Origin of the sequence: Rhabdothermincola sp., assembly GCF_036846205.1 — a bacterium.
In the GTDB taxonomy this organism is placed as follows: domain Bacteria; phylum Actinomycetota; class Acidimicrobiia; order Acidimicrobiales; family Acidimicrobilacustridaceae; genus Rhabdothermincola.
Genome location: NZ_DAIUCK010000060.1, coordinates 1 through 19,594 on the forward strand (window position 1 = coordinate 1; position 19,594 = coordinate 19,594).

General features: G+C 69.0%; 20 protein-coding genes and 2 pseudogenes. 12 read left to right on the plus strand and 10 right to left on the minus strand.

What is annotated here, in order from left to right:
* Positions 1-251 (minus strand): annotated as a pseudogene (locus tag V7004_RS09930) (acyl-CoA thioesterase); the annotation flags it as partial.
* Between the two features lie 81 nt (positions 252-332).
* On the opposite strand from V7004_RS09930, the gene V7004_RS09935 reads away from it, so the two are divergent.
* The 4 genes from V7004_RS09935 (at position 333) to V7004_RS09950 (ending at position 4,840) form a co-directional block, all read left to right on the plus strand.
* Positions 333-1,727: an amidase gene (locus V7004_RS09935; RefSeq protein ID WP_334143715.1), complete on the plus strand. Its 1,395-nt coding sequence runs from the start codon at positions 333-335 to the stop codon at positions 1,725-1,727.
* Positions 1,728-2,145: 418 nt separating this feature from the next.
* A complete protein-coding gene (locus V7004_RS09940) occupies positions 2,146-3,324 on the plus strand; it encodes a steroid 3-ketoacyl-CoA thiolase (protein ID WP_334143716.1) in 1,179 nt (392 codons plus the stop codon).
* A 75-nt stretch (positions 3,325-3,399) separates the two neighbouring features.
* Positions 3,400-3,981, plus strand: a complete 582-nt coding sequence (locus tag V7004_RS09945; protein ID WP_334143717.1) for a thermonuclease family protein — start codon at positions 3,400-3,402, stop codon at positions 3,979-3,981.
* A 19-nt stretch (positions 3,982-4,000) separates the two neighbouring features.
* Positions 4,001-4,840, plus strand: coding sequence for a polysaccharide deacetylase family protein (locus V7004_RS09950; RefSeq protein ID WP_334143718.1), 840 nt, complete (start codon positions 4,001-4,003; stop codon positions 4,838-4,840).
* Between the two features lie 34 nt (positions 4,841-4,874).
* Here V7004_RS09950 and V7004_RS09955 read toward each other — a convergent pair whose 3' ends face one another.
* Positions 4,875-5,300, minus strand: a complete 426-nt coding sequence (locus tag V7004_RS09955; protein ID WP_334143720.1) for a GNAT family N-acetyltransferase — start codon at positions 5,298-5,300, stop codon at positions 4,875-4,877.
* 98 nt (positions 5,301-5,398) lie between these two features.
* Positions 5,399-5,623: pseudogene (locus tag V7004_RS15845) on the minus strand (GNAT family N-acetyltransferase); the annotation flags it as partial.
* A gap of 158 nt (positions 5,624-5,781) precedes the next feature.
* Between V7004_RS15845 and V7004_RS09960 the strand changes: the two are divergent.
* Genes V7004_RS09960 through V7004_RS09970 form a run of 3 tightly spaced genes read left to right on the plus strand, consistent with a single transcriptional unit; the run spans position 5,782 to position 7,983 of the window.
* Complete coding sequence (locus V7004_RS09960; protein WP_334143721.1) at positions 5,782-6,402, plus strand: TetR/AcrR family transcriptional regulator; 621 nt, start codon at positions 5,782-5,784, stop codon at positions 6,400-6,402.
* A gap of 28 nt (positions 6,403-6,430) precedes the next feature.
* Entirely contained in the window at positions 6,431-7,549 is a 1,119-nt protein-coding gene (locus V7004_RS09965; RefSeq protein ID WP_334143723.1) for a nitronate monooxygenase, read from the plus strand.
* A 35-nt stretch (positions 7,550-7,584) separates the two neighbouring features.
* Positions 7,585-7,983 carry a hypothetical protein gene (locus tag V7004_RS09970; RefSeq protein ID WP_334143724.1) on the plus strand — a complete coding sequence of 133 codons (399 nt, stop codon included), beginning with the start codon at positions 7,585-7,587 and terminating at the stop codon, positions 7,981-7,983.
* 10 nt (positions 7,984-7,993) lie between these two features.
* Here the strand turns inward: V7004_RS09970 and mca are convergent, their stop codons facing one another.
* Positions 7,994-8,857: a mycothiol conjugate amidase Mca gene (mca, locus tag V7004_RS09975; protein ID WP_334143726.1), complete on the minus strand. Its 864-nt coding sequence runs from the start codon at positions 8,855-8,857 to the stop codon at positions 7,994-7,996.
* A gap of 104 nt (positions 8,858-8,961) precedes the next feature.
* Between mca and V7004_RS09980 the strand changes: the two genes are divergently transcribed.
* Positions 8,962-9,408, plus strand: a complete 447-nt coding sequence (locus V7004_RS09980) for an NfeD family protein (protein ID WP_334143728.1) — start codon at positions 8,962-8,964, stop codon at positions 9,406-9,408.
* A gap of 10 nt (positions 9,409-9,418) precedes the next feature.
* Positions 9,419-10,423: an SPFH domain-containing protein gene (locus V7004_RS09985; protein ID WP_442968040.1), complete on the plus strand. Its 1,005-nt coding sequence runs from the start codon at positions 9,419-9,421 to the stop codon at positions 10,421-10,423.
* A 23-nt stretch (positions 10,424-10,446) separates the two neighbouring features.
* On the opposite strand, the gene V7004_RS09990 is transcribed toward V7004_RS09985, so the two are convergent.
* On the minus strand, positions 10,447-11,712 hold the full coding sequence (locus V7004_RS09990; protein WP_334143730.1) for a potassium channel family protein: 1,266 nt from the start codon (positions 11,710-11,712) through the stop codon (positions 10,447-10,449).
* Between the two features lie 87 nt (positions 11,713-11,799).
* On the opposite strand from V7004_RS09990, the gene V7004_RS09995 reads away from it, so the two are divergent.
* The 3 genes from V7004_RS09995 (at position 11,800) to V7004_RS10005 (ending at position 13,393) form a co-directional block, all read left to right on the plus strand.
* The gene (locus V7004_RS09995; protein ID WP_334143731.1) at positions 11,800-12,423 is read left to right on the plus strand and encodes a YbhB/YbcL family Raf kinase inhibitor-like protein; all 624 of its coding nucleotides are present in this window, start codon (positions 11,800-11,802) and stop codon (positions 12,421-12,423) included.
* Between the two features lie 4 nt (positions 12,424-12,427).
* Positions 12,428-12,994 carry a LemA family protein gene (locus V7004_RS10000; protein WP_334143732.1) on the plus strand — a complete coding sequence of 189 codons (567 nt, stop codon included), beginning with the start codon at positions 12,428-12,430 and terminating at the stop codon, positions 12,992-12,994.
* Positions 12,995-13,102: 108 nt separating this feature from the next.
* Positions 13,103-13,393: a hypothetical protein gene (locus V7004_RS10005; RefSeq protein WP_334143733.1), complete on the plus strand. Its 291-nt coding sequence runs from the start codon at positions 13,103-13,105 to the stop codon at positions 13,391-13,393.
* A 19-nt stretch (positions 13,394-13,412) separates the two neighbouring features.
* Here the strand turns inward: V7004_RS10005 and V7004_RS10010 are convergent, their stop codons facing one another.
* From V7004_RS10010 to V7004_RS10030, 5 genes are all read right to left on the minus strand, one after another.
* On the minus strand, positions 13,413-14,048 hold the full coding sequence (locus V7004_RS10010) for a YceH family protein (RefSeq protein WP_334143734.1): 636 nt from the start codon (positions 14,046-14,048) through the stop codon (positions 13,413-13,415).
* Positions 14,032-14,325, minus strand: a complete 294-nt coding sequence (locus V7004_RS10015) for a hypothetical protein (protein WP_334143735.1) — start codon at positions 14,323-14,325, stop codon at positions 14,032-14,034. Before V7004_RS10015 ends, V7004_RS10010 begins: the two co-directional genes overlap by 17 nt.
* Positions 14,325-14,867: a DoxX family protein gene (locus tag V7004_RS10020; RefSeq protein WP_334143736.1), complete on the minus strand. Its 543-nt coding sequence runs from the start codon at positions 14,865-14,867 to the stop codon at positions 14,325-14,327. Before V7004_RS10020 ends, V7004_RS10015 begins: the two co-directional genes overlap by 1 nt.
* Before the next feature lie 110 nt (positions 14,868-14,977).
* Positions 14,978-18,397: an error-prone DNA polymerase gene (locus V7004_RS10025; RefSeq protein ID WP_442968041.1), complete on the minus strand. Its 3,420-nt coding sequence runs from the start codon at positions 18,395-18,397 to the stop codon at positions 14,978-14,980.
* Between the two features lie 19 nt (positions 18,398-18,416).
* Positions 18,417-19,499, minus strand: a complete 1,083-nt coding sequence (locus V7004_RS10030; RefSeq protein ID WP_334143739.1) for an HNH endonuclease — start codon at positions 19,497-19,499, stop codon at positions 18,417-18,419.
* Positions 19,500-19,594: the final 95 nt, after the last annotated feature.

Below are 19,594 nucleotides of genomic sequence, written 5' to 3' on the forward strand. Positions count from 1 at the left end.
GTGTAGCGGCCGTGAGAGGCGATGGTGACGTCGATGTCCATGACGTCCGGTGGGCGAGCGAAGGACAGGTACTGGGCCGTGGCCCAGATGACCGGTCGGCTGGTGCTGCCCTCCAGGGCCTCGATGGCCGCCCCGAGCCCGCACCCGCCGAAGAGGAACGCCCCACCCGCGGAGATGCCCGGCACGACCGGTAGGTACCAGCGCATGGGGTTGTGGGTGGGCTGCAGGCCGAGCCACTCGCGGGCGTCCATGGCCGGCGATGCTACGAGAGCCCCGGCCCGGCGGTGAGCACAGAAAGTGAGCACTGCTCGTTTTCGTGGCACACTCAGCTCATGGCTGACACCCCCTGGCTCGGAGACACCTGCTCGCTGGTCGACGCGTTCCGCCGAGGCGAGCGCTCCCCCGTCGAGGAGCTCGAAGCGACCTTGGCGGCGATCGACGGCAGCGAGCTCAACGCCTTCTCGTTCCTCGACCCCGAGCGGGCGCTCGAAGCCGCGAAATCGGCAGACGTGTCGCTGCCGTTCGGCGGGGTGCCAATCGGCATCAAGGAACTGGACCAGGTGGAGGGCTGGCCCAACACCGAGGCGTCGCTGGTGTTCCGCGACCGGCGGGCCACCTGGACCGGGACCATGGTCCGCCGGGCACTCGAGCTCGGCGGTTGCGTGCCCGTCGGCCAGACCACCGCGAGCGAGTTCGGTGGGCTCAACGTCAGCGTCACCAAGCTCAACGGCATCACCGGCAACGGCTGGGACCCGACCCGCACCGCGGGCGGTTCGTCTGGCGGCAGCGCATCTGCGGTCGCCGGCGGCCTGGTCACCCTGGCCACCGGGGGCGACGGCGGCGGATCCATCCGGATCCCCGCCGGGTTCAACGGCCTGGTGGGGATGAAGGGCACCGTGGGGCGCATCCCCAGGGGGCCGATGATGATGGCCGGCCCGATGACCGTGCTGCTCGGTTGCCTGGCCCGCTCCGTGCGCGACGTGTGCCGTTGGTACGACGTCACCAACGGCCATGACCCCCGAGACCCCTACAGCCTCCCCCGGGTCGACGGATGGGAAGCGAACCTCGGCCGCCACGACCTGGCGGGCAAGCGGGTCGCCATCGCACCCGACCTCGGTAAGGCGGTGGTGCGGCGGGAGGTGGCCGAGCTGGTCCGCCGAGCCGGCGAGCAACTGGCGGCCGACGCGGGTTTGACGATCGTCGACGACGTGCACGTCGAGGTGCCCGAGCTGGGCTTCGAGTGGGCCATGGCCAACCTCGCGACCCTGCTCGCCGATCTCGGCGACCGCTGGCCCGAGTGCAAGGACGAGCTCACCATGGAGATGTCGTTCGGCCTGCAGATGGCGACCGAGCACTTCGACCTGAAGATGGCCGCCCGCTGCGAGGAGAACCGGATGCGGGCCTTCGAGTCGATGGCCCGGGTCTTCGAGCAGGTCGACTTCGTGATCTGCGCCACCAACCCCGACGTCGCCTACCCGGCGCACGTGACCCTGAACACCCGGGTGGGTGACGTGCAGGTCGGGCCGGAGAACAACGGCGCGCTCACCATCCCGGCCAACATCTACGGGAACCCGAGCGTGTCCGTGCCGATCGGGCAGGTCGACGGGCTACCGGTGGGGATGCAGATCATGGGCCGCCACCACGAGGACGCCCTCGTGCTGGACCTCGCCCATGTCGTGGAGCGGGAACGTCCGTGGCCGCTGGTGGCTCCGGGCGCGCCAGTGTGAGGGACAGCTGGAGGGAGCGGGATCCCACCCCTCCACCGGACTGTTCATCGAACAGCGTGCCAGCACCGCGAGCAGATGAACAGTTCGCAGATCTGCTCGGCTCGGGCCTTTCGGCCCTGCGTTCTTGTCACACCGTCCCGGCATCATGGACGTATGGATGCACAGCTGCGACTGCTGGCCACGGCGAACGCCAGGGATGACACGCCGTCCCCCCGTGGACGGGCACATCCGTGGCGGCTGAGCCCCAGCACCCGCGAGATCGGCCGGCGTGGCATCACCCAGGCTCGGCAGGCACTGGAGGCCGCCCGCCGCAGGACGGTCGAGGGCGAGCGGCCGCCGCGCGGCGACCGCCAAGCTGCCTGACAACTGTGTCAGGAATCGTTGGCCCCGGTGACGGGCACGTCAGTAGGCTGCTGCCATGAGCGAAGTCGTGATCGTCGAAGCCGTCCGCTCCCCCATCGGTCGCCGGGGTGGAGGCCTGTCCACCATGCACTCGGCCGATCTGCTGGCCACGGTGCTCAAAGAGCTCATCGACCGCTCGGGTATCGACCCGGCAGAGGTCGGACAGGTGGTGGGGGGCTGCGTCAGCCAGGTGGGGATGCAGGCGTTCAACATCGCCCGCACCGCATGGCTCACCGCTGGACTGCCCATCAGCGCGCCGGCCACGACGGTCGACAGCCAGTGCGGATCCTCGCAGCAGGCCACCAATCTGGCCACCAGCCTCGTGGCCTCAGGTGTGGTCGACGTGGCGGTGGCCTGCGGCGTGGAGATCATGAGCCGGGTTCCGATGGGGGCGAGCCTGGCCCGGGGACTCGACCTCGGCAAGGCCATCCCCAAGAGCTACTTCGACCGCTACGAGTTCACCTCCCAGTTCGAGGGGGCGGAGCGGATCGCGGAAAAGTGGGGCATCACCCGCCAGGACTGCGACGAGCTGGGAGTCCGCTCGCAGCAGCTCGCGGCCCAAGCCTGGGCCGAAGACCGGTTCGCCACCCAGATCGTGCCCATCGACGCCCCCGACCTCGACGAAGAGGGCAAGCCGACCGGCACCACCCACCGGGTCGAGCGCGACGAGGGCCTGCGCGAAACCACCCTCGAAGGGATCGCCGGGCTCAAGCCGGTGGCACGGGAGAACGGCGTGCACACCGCCGCCAGCTCCTCGCAGATCTCCGATGGGGCGGCAGCGGTGCTGCTGATGACCCGTGAGAAGGCCAACGCCCTGGGGCTCGAGCCGATGGCACGGGTCGTGGACACCTGCCTGGTGGGGGTCGACCCGGTGCTCATGCTGACCGGCCCCATTGACGCCACCCACCATCTGCTGCAACGCAACGGCATGCAGATGTCCGACATCGACCTGATCGAGATCAACGAGGCCTTCGCCTCGGTCGTGCTGTCCTGGCAGCGAGAACTGCACCCCGACATGGACACGGTCAACCCCAACGGCGGTGCCATCGCCCTCGGCCACCCGCTCGGCGGTTCGGGGGCCATCCTGATGACCAAAGCGGTCCACGAGCTGCATCGAGCCGACAAGACCACCGCATTGGTGACCATGTGCTGCGGCGGGGGGCTGGGCACCGGCACCATCATCGAGCGCATCTGATCACCGGGCGCCTCAAGCGCGACCGCCCTCGACGGCGTGGGCCGTCCGTCAACCCCGATCCCGTCGGAGGTCCACGTGTCCGCGCCCCGAGCTCGCCACCGCACGCCTGCTCGTAGCCGGCTACCGCGGCCCGCCGTCGCGGCGCTCGTCACCGCCGTGGCGCTGGTGGTCCCGGTGGTCGCCGGCTGCTCGCCGCCGTCCGGGCCTCATGCGGTGCCGTCCGAGGTCCGGGAGCCCACGGTCGTCGAAGTGGTCGACGGCGACACGGTCGTCGTGCGGGTGGGGCGGGTCGACGAGCACGTGCGGCTCATCGGTGTCGACACACCAGAGACGAAGCATCCCTCCAAGCCGGTGGAGTGCTTCGGCCGGGAGGCCAGCGCGTTCACCCGTGCGGTGCTGCCGCCGGGCACGGTGGTCCGGCTCGAGCGCGACGTCGAAGAGCGGGACCCCTATGGCCGGCTCCTCGCTTACGTGTGGCGGCAGCCCGACGGGGTCTTCGTCAACCGCGAGCTGGCCGAGCAGGGCTACGCCGCACCGCTCACCATCCCCCCGAACGTCGCTCACGCCGACGAGTTGGTGGCAGCGGCCACGCGCGCCCGCGAGCGGAGCGCCGGGCTGTGGGGGGCCTGCGGCGGCCCGGGCGTACCAGCGCGATGACGGCGCTAGCGTTCCGAACGTGACCACGCTCGCCGAACGCCTCGGCTACTCCCCCGACGACCGGCTGCTGATCATCAACTGCGACGACCTCGGCGCCTGCCACGCGGCCAACACCGGCGTGTACGAGGCGCTGCGCCAGGGCCTCGCCACCAGCGCCTCGCTGATGGTGCCCTGCCCGTGGGCGCGGGAGGCCGCGGCGCAGTACCTCGGTGAGGACGTCGGGGTGCACCTGACCCTGAACGCCGAGTACGACCTGTATCGCTGGGGCCCGATCACGCAGGCCCCCTCGCTGCTCGACGGCGACGGTGGGTTCCCCCGCACGGTCCAGGATGTCTGGGACCACGCGGATCTCGACGAGGTCCGCCGGGAGTGCCGGGCCCAGATCGAGCGGGCGATCCTGTGGGGCTTCGACGTGAGCCACCTCGACTCCCACATGGGCACCCTGCAGCTCAAGCCCGAGTTCTTCGACATCTACCTGGAGTTGGCCGTCGAGTTCGGGCTCCCGCTGCGCCTCTCCGGAGCCTCGACGGAACCGTTGGTGGGGTTTCCGTTCCGCCGGCTGGCAGCCGAGGAAGGCGTCGTCTTCCCTGACCATTTCATCCTGGTGCCCAACGGGGTGGGGAGCCGTCGGGTGATCGAGAAGTCGCTGTTCGACCTGCGACCGGGGGTCACCGAGATGTACGTCCACCCGGCCACCGACACCCCCGAGCTACGGGCGCTCGCCCCCGACTGGGCGAACCGGGTCGACGACCACCACCTCATCACCCACGACACGGCGCTGCGGGCCATGGTGGAACGGTCCGGCGTGAAGCTGATCGGCTACCGCGAGCTGCGCGAGCTGCAGCGCACAGGAAGCTGAGCGGCCGGAAGGCCACGCGCACCAGGGCACACGGTCAACGACGCTTCCGGTACGACCGGAACGATCGGGAGACGCGGGCCCCGGCCTTGGCGTAGAAGCGCACCGGCCCCACCCAGGCGATCTCGGCTCGGGTGAGGTGGGCGACCATCAGGTCGGCGCACAGTGCGCCGAGCAGGGCGTGGCCCACCCCCGCATGGCGCCGCTGCGGGTCGGTGCCCATCGGGCCGATCCAGCCGCTGCGGTTCACCGAATGGCAGGCGAAGCCGATGACGTCGTTCGCGCTCGCTGTGAACGCGCCATGGCAGCCGCCCTGCTCGATGCCCCGATCGAGCTCGGGGCGCCACCACGGCCAGTGCGCGGACACGAAGGCCTGCACGGCCTCGATGTCGTGGTCATCGAGCACCCGGCGCAGAGCCACCCCCACCGGCGGCTCAGCACGGAACTCGGTCGGCAGCACCATGTTGATCTCCGAGCCACCGACTCGTACCCGCTCGACTCTGCCAGGCAGAGCATGCCGAGCATCTCCACGTCCACGCCGGGCCACAGGTAGAAGGGCGCCGCGCCACCGAGCTGCACCTCGCTGGCGCCCTGATCGAAGGCCCAGGTCTCAGCGGTGTGGAGCAGCGCCTTCCCGAGGCCTTCCCGCTGGCGCTCCGGCGCGACCACGATCAGCTTGACCCACCCGATGCGCAGCTCACCGAACGACCGAACCACCGCCGAGACGGCCCCGTCACCGGCCTGCGTGCCGAGCACGATGCCCGGATCGTCCCAGCTCGAGGCCATGAGCTCGTCCGCGGTGAGCCCTTCCTCGGGCAGGGCACGATCCACCAAGCGGGCCAGGTCGTCGAGCCGCTCGGGCCCCCAGTGCTCCACGGGTTGACGTTACGCCGCCTCCAACCCCCTTTACATAGTCTGTCCTATTTATATAGGCTCTCCTATATATGGCCACCCAGGAGGAACGCAAGGCGGAGACCAGGCGCCGGCTCCTCGACGCGGCCGCTGAACTGTTCGCCGCCAAGGGCGTTCACGCCGTCTCGCTCGAGGCCGTCGCCGAAGCCGCCGATCGGACCACCGGAGCGATCTACGCCCATTTCGGCGGCAAAGCCGGCCTGCTGCTCGCCCTCCTCGACGAGACGTCTCGTGAAGTGGGCCGCAACACCAGGGGCGCACTCGCTGACGCCCCCGACACCGACGCCCGCCTCCGGGCCCTCTGGCACACCTTCGCCGAGTACGCAGACGCCCGCGACGAGCATTGGATGCTGCTCGAACACGAGCTCTGGCTGCACGCGGCCCGCCATCCTGAGAGCCGGGAACTGCTCGCCAGCCGCTTCGCCCACGCCCGCGACCTGATGGGCGCATCCTGGCAAGGCTGGGCTGACGACACCGATCGCCCGCTCCCGGTGCCGGGCGACGACCTCGCGGTGCTCGTGCTCGCTCTGCTCTTCGGCCTCGAGATGCAGCGCCGGGTCGACCCCGCCGCCGTCCCCGACGAACTCGCCGTCACGGGCCTGCGCCTCCTCTTCGCCCTGACTCCCGAACCCGCTCGATCCCCCACCAGCTGAACGATCACCCACGACCCAAGGAGCCATCATGCGCACCGAGCTCTGCGACCGCTTCGGCATCGAGTTCCCGATCTTCGCCTTCACCCACTGCCGCGACGTGGTCGCCGCCGTGAGCAACGCCGGAGGCCTCGGTGTGCTCGGTGCGGTCGGCTTCACCGCCGAGCAGCTCGAAGTCGAGCTGCAATGGATCGACGAGCACACCGACAAGCCCTATGGCGTCGACGTGGTCATCCCAGGCAAGTACGAGGGCATGGGCGAGATGGACGCGGAGAAGCTCCAGCGAGACCTCGAGGCGATGATCCCCGAGGAGCACCGCCAGTTCGCGGCCAAGCTGCTCGCCGATCACGGGGTGCCGGAGCTTCCCGACGATGTCGAGCCCCCGAGCCTTCTCGGCTGGACGCTCGCCACCGCCACACCCCTCATCGACGTGGCCATGCAGCACGAGAAGGTGCGCCTGATCGCCAACGCCCTGGGCACCCCCCCACCGGAGGTCATCAAGGAGATCCACGATCACGGCCGACTCGTCGCCGCCCTCTGTGGATCCGCCGCACAGGCCTCACGGCACCAGGCGGCCGGCGTCGACATCGTGATCGCGCAGGGCACTGAAGGCGGTGGCCACACCGGCGAGATCGGTTCGATGGTGCTGTGGCCCGAGGTCATCGACGCGGTGAGCCCCACCCCCGTGCTGGCCGCGGGGGGCATCGGCACGGGCCGGCAGATGGCCGCCGCGCTGGCCATGGGAGCGCAAGGGGTGTGGACCGGTTCCCTGTGGCTCACCGTGGAGGAGGCCGACGTGCCCCCCGCGCAGATGCAGGCCTACTTCGACGCCACGAGCAAGGACACCGTCCGCTCCCGGTCCTTCACCGGCAAGCCGTGCCGGATGCTGCGCAACGACTGGACCGAGGCGTGGGAGCGCGAAGACACCCCCGATCCGCTCGGGATGCCACTGCAGTTCATGGTCACCGGTGACGCCGTGGCTCGCCACCACCGGTACGCCGACAAGGCTCAGGCCGTCGGGTTCAACCCCGTGGGCCAGATCGTGGGACGGTTGAACAAGCCCCGGAAGGTCAAAGATGTCATCTTCGAGCTCGTCGAGGAGTGCATCGAGGCGAGCGAGCGACTGACCAACCTCATGGCGAACGCCTGAGCTGCGCGCGGCGCCGTACTCCTAGACTCCCGGCGGTGCGTTGTCCCTGCGCCGCGCGGACCCTCCTGCTGGCGCTGTCGTTGCCGGCTCTGGCCTGCCGCGGCGCCACACCACACGAGCCGACCCTGCCGACCGTCGACTTCACACCGGTCGCCATCGTCACCGCCAGCCCCGACGGTCTCGGCTGCGCCATGCATCCCGTTGGCACGCCTTGCCAGGTCCCGGCGGGCAGCGTGATCGAGGTCCGCAACGACGGGCCGGGGGAACGACGGCTGCAAGCCGGTGAGGCCTTCGACACCGGCATCATGCGCCCGGGCGAGACGACCACCGTGGTCCTCGGTGACGAGCCCACCACCCTCGAGGTACGAGACGCCCTCGATCCCGAGGCCACGCTGGAGCTCGACGTGGTGCCTCGAGCCGGGCACGCCGGGTGAGCACTCGCCGTCAACGAACGCCCGCGAACAGATCAGACTCCGGCAGCGGTGAGTCGACCAGGCTGCGGGCCAGGATGTAGTCGTCGTAGGGGTGCACCGTCCTGGCCACCTCCCGGGGCAACCCGAACCAGAACGGCGACTTCGGGTCGACCTGGGTCGCGTGCGCCAGCAACGCTTCCAACCGCACGTCGAACCACTCGCCGATCGGAACCCTGGTGGTGATGCGCTCGTCGTGGGAAGGCCGCTCGAACCACTTCTCGTCGAACGGTGACTCCAGACCCAGCTCGATCATCTTCTCGTGGGTGGCCATGATCCGCTGCCGTGACCACACCGTGTAGTAGAGCTTCAACGGCTGCCACGCAGGACCCAGCTCGGGACGCCAGTGGGAGTCACCAGCCCGTTCGAACGCCGGCACCGAGATCTCGTGCACCATCAGGTGATCCGGATGGGGGTAGCCCTGCTGGTCATCCGCATACGTGATGATGACCTGGGGCCGCTCGCGGCGGATGACCTCCACCAGTCGCCCGACCGCCTCGTCGAGGTCCGCGTTGGTGAAGGCCTCCGGGTGGGCGTTCGCCGCCGAGCCCGGCATGCCCGAGTCGCGGTAGCCGAGCAGCACCACGTTGTCGTAGCCGATGATCTTCGACGCCAGATCGAGCTCGTCGCGACGGACCTGGGCCAGATGCTCACGGACCTCAGGCGTGTCCATGGCCGGATTGAGGATCTCGCCCTCCTCACCGCCGGTGCAGGTGACGAGCACGGTGCGCACCCCTTGCGCCTTGTAGCGAGCAACGGTCGAAGCGCCTTTCGAGGCTTCGTCGTCGGGGTGCGCGTGGACCGTCAATAAGCACAGCGGCGCGGCCTGATCGCTCACTGGACCAACGCTAGCGAGGAATTCCCCGGTGCCGGCCAGCAACGGTCGGTACCCTGATCTGCACCAGGCGCGATGCGCACGACCGGGTCTCCGAAAGGTTGCCGATGGATGATCCTGATGTCTGGCGGTGGATCTGGCTGGTCCTCGCGGTCGTTGCCGGATTGGGCGAGATGGCCACGACCGGCTTCTTCCTGGTCCCCTTCTCCATCGGCGCGCTCGCGGCTGCGGTGCTGGCGTTCCTCGGTGTCGGGGTGGCCTGGCAGTTCCTCACCTTCGCCCTCGTGTCGGTCGCGGTCTTCGCCGCCCTGCGCCCACTCGCCCACCGCCTCGACCAGTCGATCTCTCCCGCGCAGGGCGTCGGCGCGAAGCGCCTGGTGGGGATGCAGGCGGTGGTGCTGGAGGAGATCCCGCCGGGCGACTTCGGCATGATCCGGGTCGGGGCGGAGCAGTGGCGGGCCGAGAGCATCGACGGCCACCCCATCCCCGCCGGCAGCACGGTCACCGTGCGCGACGTGCAAGGGACTCGCGCGCGGGTCGAACCCTCGAGTTGAGACAGGAGCAATCGTGACCACCGTCATCGCAGGCGTCGTTGCCATCTTCGTTTTTTTCTTCTTCTTCTACGTGGCCGCTGGTGTGCGCGTGGTCCGCCCCTACCAGCGAGGTCTCGTCGAGCAGCTCGGCAAGTACAAGGAGACCGTCGACCCGGGTCTCCGGATCATCTACCCGATCGTCCAGAAGCTGCGGCTCGTCGACATGCGGGAGCAGGTCGTCGACGTCCCACCGCAGGAGGTCATCACCAAGGACAACGTCGTGGTGTCGGTCGATGCCGTCGTGTACTACGAGCCCACCGACCCGACCCGGCTGGTCTACAACGTGGCCAACTTCATCCTCGCGGTGACGAAGTTGGCGCAGACCAACCTGCGCAACCTCATCGGCGACATGGACCTCGACCAGGCGCTCACCTCACGGGAGAAGATCAACACGGAGCTGCGCCAGATCCTCGATGACGCCACCGACAAGTGGGGAGTGCGCGTGGTACGGGTCGAGATCCAACGCATCGACCCACCGCCGGACGTGATGGGGGCCATGCACGAGCAGATGAAGGCCGAGCGCACCCGCCGCGCTGTGGTGACCGAGGCCGACGGCGCCCGTGCGGCGGCCATCGCCCGGGCCGAAGGCGAGAAGCAGGCCGCCATCCTCACTGCGGAGGGCGTCAAGCAGCGCCAGATCCTCGAGGCCGAAGGCCAGGCACAGGCCATCCGCGCCGTCGCCGACGCCGAGCAGTACCGCCAGCAGGTCGTCGCCGACGGCGAGGCCGCCGCGATCCGGTCCGTGTACGGCGCGATCCACGACGGCGATCCCACCCCAGACCTCATCGCCATCCGCTACCTGCAGTCGTTGGAGCGGGTCGCCGACGGTCGAGCGACGAAGATCATCGTGCCCGCGGAACTGTCGGGCATCGCGGGCTCGATCGCGTCGATCGGCGAGCTGTTCAACGGCCACGCCGGCAGCAGCCCGGGCCAGAACGAGCCAGTTCCTGCCCCTCCGTCACCGCCGGCCACCTGAGCAGCAGGCGCGCACCCGCCTGCTCAGATCTGGTTCGGATCCCAGGTCCGAACGGGCACCTTCTCCCGCAGCGGCGCCAGGTCGAACTCGCCGGTGTCGTCATCGCGGGCGCGCAGGTCCCAGCCCAGGAGCTGGGCCAGGATCTCCCGGCCCTCATCGGGCCCGGACGCGATCAGCTCGTCATCGGCCTGGAGCCGTACGCTGCCGCGCGGCCGGTAGAGGTAGCGGCCACCGCGCCGCACCGCGAGCACGTGGAACCCCGGATCCGTGTTGAGCTGCAACTCCGACAGCGTGGAACCGGCCGCGGTCGACCACTCGGCGACCGGCATGCGCACCACCACTTCATCGGCTTCACCGAGCGCCAGGTTCAGGATCGGGTGCACCGCCTCACCCTGCTCGATGATCCACACCATCTGCTGGGCCGCGTCGCCCATGTCCTCCGCCGCCTGCGAGAGATGCAACAGCCCACGAAGCGGAGACGGGTCGATCGCCTCGGCCCCCGCTCGCAGGACCCACACCTCCAAGCGGTCCTTCATCTCGTCCAGCCGAGTCTCGAGATGACGCACCTCCGCGGCCAGACCCTGATCACGGAAGACGATGGCCGAGTACGCCAGGCCCACCGCCACCTCAGACACGTTCTTCATCTCCACCAGCACGTCGACCGCTCGATCGAGATCCGACAGGCTGCCGTCCTCGGGTGGCGTGGGTGGCTCCCAGAACGGCGCGTTCGCCAGCTCTCGAACCCGGATGATCCCGGCCGGAGGCCCCTCGAGGAACAGCACGTCGCCCGGTAGCAGCACCTCGTCGCCCTCGACGTCGGTGACCCAGTCCCGGCCCCGGCGGATGGCCATCACCCGCATGCCCGTGGCGACGGGCAACTCCAGTGCACTCAGCGGACGGTGGGCCATGTGGGAGCCCTCCCGCACCAGCACCCGATGCGACACCTCGGCCGCGGAGGACAAGTCGGCGACCAGCTCGCGCGGGATACCCAACCGGTGGGTCACGATGCGCGCGATATCGACCGCATCGCCGGCGATGCGCTCGATCGCCGAGATGACCTGGAGCACCGACGCCATCGCCTCCGCCTCGCGAGGGTTGCGAGCCGCGAGGATCGCCACCTCACGCATGTCGTGGACCAGTGCGCTCATCTGCTGTTCGAGCTCCTGGACCTCCTCGGCCATGTCAGGATCCCCGAAGTAGAGCGCGGCGTACGCCAAGTCGACCATCAGCTCGGAGGTGTCCTTCGCCTCCGAGAGCATCGTGCGCAGGTTGCGAGGTCGTTCGTCCATCCGAGCAGCGGGCCCGAGGCCCTCACAAACCCAGCATAGGGCACGGGTCCCCGTCGGCCCCGACCGGCCGCGTAGCCTGAGCGGTCGATGCCCACCCGCAACCTGACCCGAACCGTCGCCGTGGCCCTCGCCGTGCTCATCGCGCTGGCCACCTCGAGCTGTGGCTCCTCCGGTCGGGAGCTGCGCGATCCGGCACCTGGCGCCACCGCCCCGCCACGCCGGCCGGCACCGGCGGGAACGCTCGGCTCCTCCACTACCCTCGGGACGGTGTTCGCGCTCACCACCGACGCGTGGGCCCCCGGAGCGGAGATCCCCGAGCGCTACACCTGCGACGGCACCAACGTCTCCCCCCCACTGGTCATCTCACAGATCCCCCCCGGCACCGCGGAACTGGCGATCGTGGTCACCGATCCCGATGCGAACGACTTCGTACACTGGGTGGTGGCCGGCATCCCCCCTTCGACGACCGCGATCGAAGAGGGGACCGTGCCCAGCGGCGCCGTGCAGGCCAGCACCTCCGCCCGCACGGTCGGCTGGTTCGGGCCTTGCCCCCCTCCGGGGTCGACCCATCACTACGACTTCGTGCTCTACGCGCTGGCCGCTCCCTCAGGGGTGGTCGAAGGCCAGGACCCTGCCGGCGCGATCGACGCCATTGAGCGTGCCCCCCAGGCCGCACCACCGGCCGTGATGACCGGGACCTACGAGCGTTGACTCCATGATCGTGATCCTCGGGCTCGGCGGGGTGTTCGCGGTGCTGGTCGTCGCGGTCGCCGTCTCCTACAACCGTTTCGTCCGTCAGCGCCAGCTCATCGACAACGCCTGGGCGAACGTCGACACCGAGCTGCGCCGGCGGTACGACCTGATCCCCAACCTGGTCGAGACGGTGCGGGGCTATGCCCACCACGAGCGAGCAGCGCTGGAGGCGCTGACGCAGGCCCGCTCGCAGGCGGCCGGATCGAACGGTTCACCGGTCACGCAGGCGGCCGACGAGAACGTGCTGATCTCCGCCCTCCGCGGGCTCCTGGCGGTTGCCGAGGCCTACCCCGACCTCGAGGCGAACGAGGGATTCCTCGACCTGCAGCGTCAGCTCGTCGCCACCGAGGACCGTATCCAGGCCGCGCGGCGCTTCTACAACAACAACGTGCGGGACTACAACACCCGGGTGCAGAGCGTCCCCGCGAACCTGGTCGCGAGAGCCTTCGGCTTCAACGAGCGCGAGTACTTCGAGATCGACGACGCGCTCACCACGGCATCGGCGCCCACCGCGTCCTTCGAGCACTGAGCCGCTGCGAACCGAACGGTGACCCTGCCCACCATTGGCATACCCGCGGCAGAGGGCCACGGGCTCGCCGCCACTGCACGCTCCCCAACCACGTGAGAGGCTGGGATCGTGCATCCATCCGACCGCGTCCGCTTCGTCATCGAGACCGCGAAGGCCGTTCTCGACGAGCGCCTTCCTCCGGACGAAGGGGCCGCGGCCGTGGCGGTGCAAGCCGCACAGATCACCCCCCTGTTGCGGAGCGACCGCGACAGCGTGACCCGCGCCGAAGCCGAGTCGGTGGCGACCCAGCTGCGGCTGCTGGCCGAGCAGGTGAACGACCGGGCATCAGGACTTGCCGACCCTGCCGCCCATCTCGAGATCGCGAGAGCGATCGGCGAGATGGCCCAGGCGCTGCGCTGAGCCGGGGCAGTCCGGCGGGTCACTCGAACGAGGCCCGGAACGCCTCGAAGGCGGTGCGAAGCTCGTCGAGATCCCCACGCAGCCGGCCCACCTCGGCTGCGAGTTCGTCGAGCCCGACGACCGGCCCGCCCGACGGCTCCGCGGTCCCGGACCGAACGTCGGCGTCCTCGGCGAACGCCACCATGTAGCGCACCTCCTTCTGGCCGGGCCGTCGCTCCAGCCTCACCACCAACGGCTCCGGTCGGCTTACCGCCAGGCGGTCGAGCGCCGACTGCACCTCCGCCAGATCCACGAACGTGTGCTGACGTTCCGTGCGCGATTTGAGCTCGCCGACCGTCTGCGGACCCCGCAACGAGAGTACCGACAGCACCGCCAACTCAGCGCGATCGAGCTCCCATGCCTCGTCGAGAACGTGGCGATACTTGGGTACCCGGTTCGAGGAGCTGTACACGACCCGTACCAGCCCGCGTTCACGCAACGCCGCCAATGCCGCTTCGACCTGACGGTCGTCGAGATCCATGACCGGCTCGCGGTTGGTGGATTGGTTGCATGCCAGACGCAGCGCGTTGAGGGTCAACGGATAGGACTGCGGAGTGGTGGCCTCCTTCTCGACCAGGCAGCCCAGCACCCGCACCTGCTCAGCCGGCAGCCTCATCAGCCCCGTCACTCGGCGACTCCCCGGCACCACCTGCCTCTCCTCGCTGCGCAGCTCGCCAGGCATCGAGCGCTTGCCGATAGGCCGCCTCGGCTGCCCGCTTCTCCTCCCGGGTCGCTCGAGGATCGGCCTGCACCTCCCGAACGCGCGCCGCCGCCAGCTGCTTGGCTCGCTCAGCCTTGCTGACTCGCCGTTGCTCGCGTTCTCTCTCCTCCTGCTCAGCGAGGAAGGCGTTGAACTTGAGCAGTTCTTCGGGGAACTGACCTCCCTTGGCCATCAGCTCGTCTTCGCCTCCTGCGGTTCGGGACGCCAGAAGACCGCCAGCAGCACCAGGGCGCCACCGACACCGGCGATCGCGGTGATGGCCAGCCCCAACGACCCGGCGAGGTCCTCATGCAGGTCGAGGAGATAGTCCGCCGAGTACCTGCCAGCACCGAGCGCACCGAGAGCCAAACCCGCGGCGGCCAGGTTCATGACGTACTCGTATCCCTCCCCCGGACGGAAGATGAAGAAACCGTTGGGACGATGGTTGGTGATCCACGCCACCACCATCACGCCTACGCAGCCGGCCGCGCCGACGGGGTTGAGCAGACCGATAACCAGCAGCGCACCACAGACCAGCTCGGTGATGCTCGCCAACCAGGCGTGGAGCACTCCCGGTCTGAGGCCCAAGCCCTGGAACCACCGGGCGGTGCCCTGGATCTTCCCTCCGCCCCAGATGTGGTTGTAGCCATGGGCGATCAACGTCGCACCGACAGACAGCCGCAGGATCAGGATGCCGACACTCACCGCGGCATCGGTGATCACCAGCTCCTTCACTCGCCCCTCCTCCCTGAAGCTGCCATATCCTAATGGCGGGCTGAAACGACGCCGATGAGCACAAGCCGACGATATCGCTGCCCTCCGCGTCGATGACCCTGACAAGATCCTCACCGGAAGTCGCGTGCCACCAGCGCTGTGGTGTCCACCGGAAGAGGCGACATGGTCTCCGCGATCACGTTGACCACTCCCTCGGCGGCCTCGACCCGCCCCCGGATCAGCAACGCCGGGGAACTGCGAGCGACCCGTCGATAGCGGGTCCAGCAGCCCCTCGAGCACACCACGTTGACCAGCCCGGTCTCGTCCTCGAGGCTGATGAACGTGGTGCCCGCGGCGGTAGCAGGGCGTTGACGATGGGTGACCACACCACCCACGAAGACCCTCCTGCCGGGCTCGACCTCACGCAAGGCAGCAGCGGGCACCACACCCAAACGGTCGAGCTCGGCGCGCACGAAGCGGGTGGGATGTCCATCAGGAGCAATCCCTGTCGCCCACAGGTCGGCCGCGGATTGCTCTCGCTCGCTCATACCGGGCAGAGGAGGGGCCTCGGTCCCGGTGACGATGCCAGGAAGATGGTCGTCACCCGTCTGGGACAGCGCACCGACGCTCCACAGGGCCCGCCGGCGATCGAGTGACGCGCCCGTACAGTCGGTGAAACAGCCGAAGGCCCCCGCAGTGGCGAGCGCTTCGAGTGTGTCGAGCCGCAGTCCCGGGACGCGGCGTTTGAGATCTTCCATCGAGAGGTACGGACCATCGACGTCACGCTCAACGACCAATCGCTCGGCGAGATCGTCGCCGACGGTGCGTACCGACCCCAGTCCCAGACGCAGCGCGGGTTGCGGGGTGTCCGGCGCATGCGGATGCCGCTTCACGGCCGGAGACATCAAGGCCGAGCTCCCCTGCCATTCGAGGCTGGCCTTCACCCGCGACGCATTGAGATCGGGGGTGCGCACCTCCACGCCGTGCCGGCGAGCGTCCTGGACCAGCGAGTGCGGTGAGTAGAACCCCATCGGTTGGGCGTTGAGCAGCGCCGCACAGAATGCCGCCGGGTAATGGCGTTTGATCCACGCACTCGCGTAGACGAGATACGCGAAGGACACCGAGTGGCTCTCGGGGAAGCCGAAGTTGGCGAACGCGGCGAGCTTCTCGTAGATCTGGTCGGCAACCTCACCGGTGATACCCCGATCGGCCATCCCTTCGTACAAGCGGGCACGCAGCCGCTCCATGCGCTGATGGCTGCGCTTGGAGCCCATGGCTTGGCGAAGTTGGTCGGCTTCGCCGGGGGTGAAACCGGCGACGTCGATGGCCATCTGCATCAGCTGCTCCTGGAACAGCGGCACCCCGAGTGTCTTGGCCAACGACCGCTGGAGCAGCGGATGGGGGAACGTGACCGGCTCGGTGCCGTTGCGCCTTCGGATGTACGGGTGCACCGACCCACCCTGGATAGGCCCGGGCCGGATGAGGGCCACCTCGACCACGAGGTCGTAGAAGGTGCGTGGCTTCAAGCGGGGAAGGGTGGCCATCTGAGCTCGACTCTCCACCTGGAACACCCCCACCGTGTCTGCATCGCACAACATGTCGTAGACCGCATCGTCTTGAGGGATGTCGGCCAGGTCGATCTCGACGCCATGCGCTTCTCGGATGAGATCCACCGCGTGGTGCAGCGCGGAGAGCATCCCGAGCCCCAGCAGGTCGAACTTCACCAGGCCCACGGCTGCACAGTCGTCCTTGTCCCATTGCAGGACGCTGCGGTCAGCCATGCGACCCCACTCGACCGGGCACACCTCGATGACCGGCCGGTCGCACAACACCATGCCCCCAGAGTGGATGCCGAGATGACGGGGAACGTCCTGGATCTGTGCGGCGAGCTCGAGCACGGGTGCCGGCACGCCGTGATCGGAGTGCACGTCGATGGCATCGTTCAAGCTCCACCGGTCGACCTGCTTAGCCCACGCGTCCTGTTGGCCGGTCGAGAAGCCCAGAACTCTGGCCATGTCGCGCACCGCCGAGTGGGCCCGGTAGGTGATGACGTTGGCGACCTGGGCGGCATCGTGGCGGCCGTAGCGTTCGTAGACGTACTGGATGACCTCTTCGCGCCGACCGCTCTCGATGTCGATATCGATGTCCGGTGGGCCGTCGCGCTCAGATGAGAGGAAACGCTCGAACAACAGGCCCAGTGACACCGCGTCAGCCTTGGTGATGCCGAGTGCGTAGCACACCGCCGAGTTGGCAGCTGAACCTCGCCCCTGGCAGTAGATGTCGCGCCGACGGCAGAACTCGACGAGATCCCAGACGATCAGGAAGTACCCCGGATAGCCGAGCATCTCGATCACCTCGAGTTCGTGATCGATCTGTGCCCACGCGCCGGGGACCCGCTCCGCGTGGCGTGGCCCGTACCGTCGCTCGGCCCCCTGCTCGGTGAGCCGGCGCAGGTATGCCATCTCATCGAGCCCGTCGGGACAGGGGAACGGCGGCAACCTCGGTGCGACCAGCGACAAGTCGAACGCGCAGGCCAAGCCCAGTTCGGCAGCTCGTTCCACAACTCCCGGGTAGCGAGCGAATCGGCGTGCTTGCTCGGCACCCGAGCGTAGGTGCGCGCCCGCGGACGCGGGTAACCATCCCTCCATCTCGTCGAGTGAGCGGCGGGCTCGCACCGCGGCGAGGGCGGTCGCCACTCGGCGGCGGGAAGGATGGGCATAGTGCACGTTGTTGGTGGCCACCAGCTCGACCCCGGCGCGGATGGCGATCTCGGTGAGGGCATCATTGCGAGCCGAGTCGAGTGGGTTGTCGTGGTCCCACAGCTCCACCGCGACGTGCTCTCGGCCGAACAGATCGACCAGCCGGTGCAGCTCATGGCTGGCAGCCGTCGGACCCTCGCGCTCCAGCGCGGCGGGTACCGCACCCTTGCGGCACCCGGTGAGCACGATCCAGTGACCCTGGTCGGTGGGGGGCGCCGCCGTGCCGCCGAGGCGGCTCAGCTCGGCGAGCGAGGCGCGCGGCCCACCTTTCTCACCACGTAACTGGGCCTCACTGATCGCCCGGGCCAGCAGGGCATAACCTCGTGGGTCGCGAGCCAGCACGACGACGTGCGACTCGATGAGACCGCGGCGCGCGTGGACCCCGGGGTCAGGCATGCCCACCGGCGCGCTGGCACGATCGAGTGTGAGCTCGGCCCCGAAGATCGTCGGCAGCTCGAGCGCTCGTGCTGCCTCCGCGAAGCGCACCACACCGTAGAACCCATCGTGGTCGGTGAGCGCCAATGCCTCGAGTCCCAGCCGAGCGGCCTCCTCCACCAGCTCCTCGGGGTGGGAGGCCCCGTCGAGGAAGCTGAAGTTGGAATGGCAGTGCAACTCGGCATAGGGCACGCTGCCTCGCCGGCGTGCCAGCGACTGCGACTCGTAGGACGGTCGCCGGCGTGACCAGGCGGGGCTGTCGGATCCGTCCCCGATCAGGCCGGTGTCCGGGCGGGATCGTCCTGAGAGTCGGCGTTCGAGCTCCCGCCAGGAAACCTGCGGGTTCCCGAAGGTCATGACCAGCGCGGCATCGCGCTCATGCCGCACGTGGTGAAGCTGCACCAACCGCCTGGTAGGGGTCGAAGCCGTCCGGCCAACCGTGTTCGTGGACGAAACGGTGGTGGTAGCCGCACAGCGAGATGAGGTTGGTGAGGAGGGTCTGACCCCCGTCTTCCCAGTGGACGATGTGATGGACTTCGATGAAGTGGCGGGCACGGCAACCCGGGTAACGGCAACGGCCGCCGTCGCGTTCGGTCACCAGGCGTCGCAACCGTGGGGTGACGAGGCGGTGGCGCCGGCCCACATCAGCTGGGCTGCCGTCGGCCCAGTGGGTCATCACACGCAGGTCCGCATCACAGGTGAACTGGCGGGCCACCGGCTCGGGTAGCACGATGCCGTCGCCGAGACTGGTTTCGCCCATCCGGCGGTGCAAGACCAACTCCACCCGCCGGCCAGCGTCCGCGGACGCGTCCGCGGACGCGTCCGCGATGAGACGGTCGATGAGCCGAGCGAACGCGTCGGCACGCTGGTGACGCAACGGCGTTCCTGCTCCCGACGTGTTCGTTGCACCGGACAGCACCTCGGCATCCACCAAGGTCTCGAGCATCGTCACCTGTTCGGCGGGAAGCTGGGCGATGAGGGTGCGGTTGCCGTTGGGTTCGTCCCGGAACCACAGACCCCGCTCGGCCCACTTCCGTTCTCGAGCCCGGTCAGGCTCGTTTTGCCGTTGCCAATCGGCCAGCCGGCGAGGTAGCTCCCCCGCGGCGCAGACGTGGGCGATCGCCACCAGCTCGGCTTCGTTGTCGGCGGTGGCGACCCGGGTGAGCTGGCGCACCTTGGCGTACGACAGCTCGCTGGCGTCGAACTGCTGCTTGGTCACGGGCAGTTCGCGCAACGCTCGCGCCACCCGCACGTGTTCACGGGCGGTGGACAACTCGATGTCGAGCAGCTCCGCGAGCCAGTGCGCGCACGAGCGTGCTCCGCTGGCGACCCAACCACGAGCGGCATCGAACTCGCCCACCAGCGCCAGCAGCTGAGCCCGTGAGGCCGCCAGTGACGCGGCGATGGCACAGATCTCGGCTTCGAGCGCCACCAGCGTGGATACGTCGGTCCCGGCCATGGCATCCCGCCTCCTCCCCTCGGCTCTCATCGAACTGGTGTTCGATACCCTACCCACAGGGTCCGACAACGACACCCCCATCCCCACCCCCACAC

Bases quoted from the DNA above. Each gene is read 5' to 3' on its own strand.
- V7004_RS09955 (WP_334143720.1), bottom strand. From the start codon at position 5,300: ATGGTGCTGCCGACCGAGTTCCGTGCTGAGCCGCCGGTGGGGGTGGCT.
- V7004_RS09960 (WP_334143721.1), top strand. From the start codon at position 5,782: ATGGCCACCCAGGAGGAACGCAAGGCGGAGACCAGGCGCCGGCTCCTC.
- V7004_RS09940 (WP_334143716.1), top strand. From the start codon at position 2,146: ATGAGCGAAGTCGTGATCGTCGAAGCCGTCCGCTCCCCCATCGGTCGC.
- V7004_RS10000 (WP_334143732.1), top strand. From the start codon at position 12,428: ATGATCGTGATCCTCGGGCTCGGCGGGGTGTTCGCGGTGCTGGTCGTC.
- V7004_RS09965 (WP_334143723.1), top strand. From the start codon at position 6,431: ATGCGCACCGAGCTCTGCGACCGCTTCGGCATCGAGTTCCCGATCTTC.
- V7004_RS10010 (WP_334143734.1), bottom strand. From the start codon at position 14,048: ATGAGGCTGCCGGCTGAGCAGGTGCGGGTGCTGGGCTGCCTGGTCGAG.
- V7004_RS10025 (WP_442968041.1), bottom strand. From the start codon at position 18,397: ATGACCTTCGGGAACCCGCAGGTTTCCTGGCGGGAGCTCGAACGCCGA.
- V7004_RS09980 (WP_334143728.1), top strand. From the start codon at position 8,962: ATGGATGATCCTGATGTCTGGCGGTGGATCTGGCTGGTCCTCGCGGTC.
- V7004_RS10015 (WP_334143735.1), bottom strand. From the start codon at position 14,325: ATGGCCAAGGGAGGTCAGTTCCCCGAAGAACTGCTCAAGTTCAACGCC.
- V7004_RS09995 (WP_334143731.1), top strand. From the start codon at position 11,800: ATGCCCACCCGCAACCTGACCCGAACCGTCGCCGTGGCCCTCGCCGTG.
- V7004_RS09990 (WP_334143730.1), bottom strand. From the start codon at position 11,712: ATGGACGAACGACCTCGCAACCTGCGCACGATGCTCTCGGAGGCGAAG.
- V7004_RS10030 (WP_334143739.1), bottom strand. From the start codon at position 19,499: ATGGCCGGGACCGACGTATCCACGCTGGTGGCGCTCGAAGCCGAGATC.
- V7004_RS09935 (WP_334143715.1), top strand. From the start codon at position 333: ATGGCTGACACCCCCTGGCTCGGAGACACCTGCTCGCTGGTCGACGCG.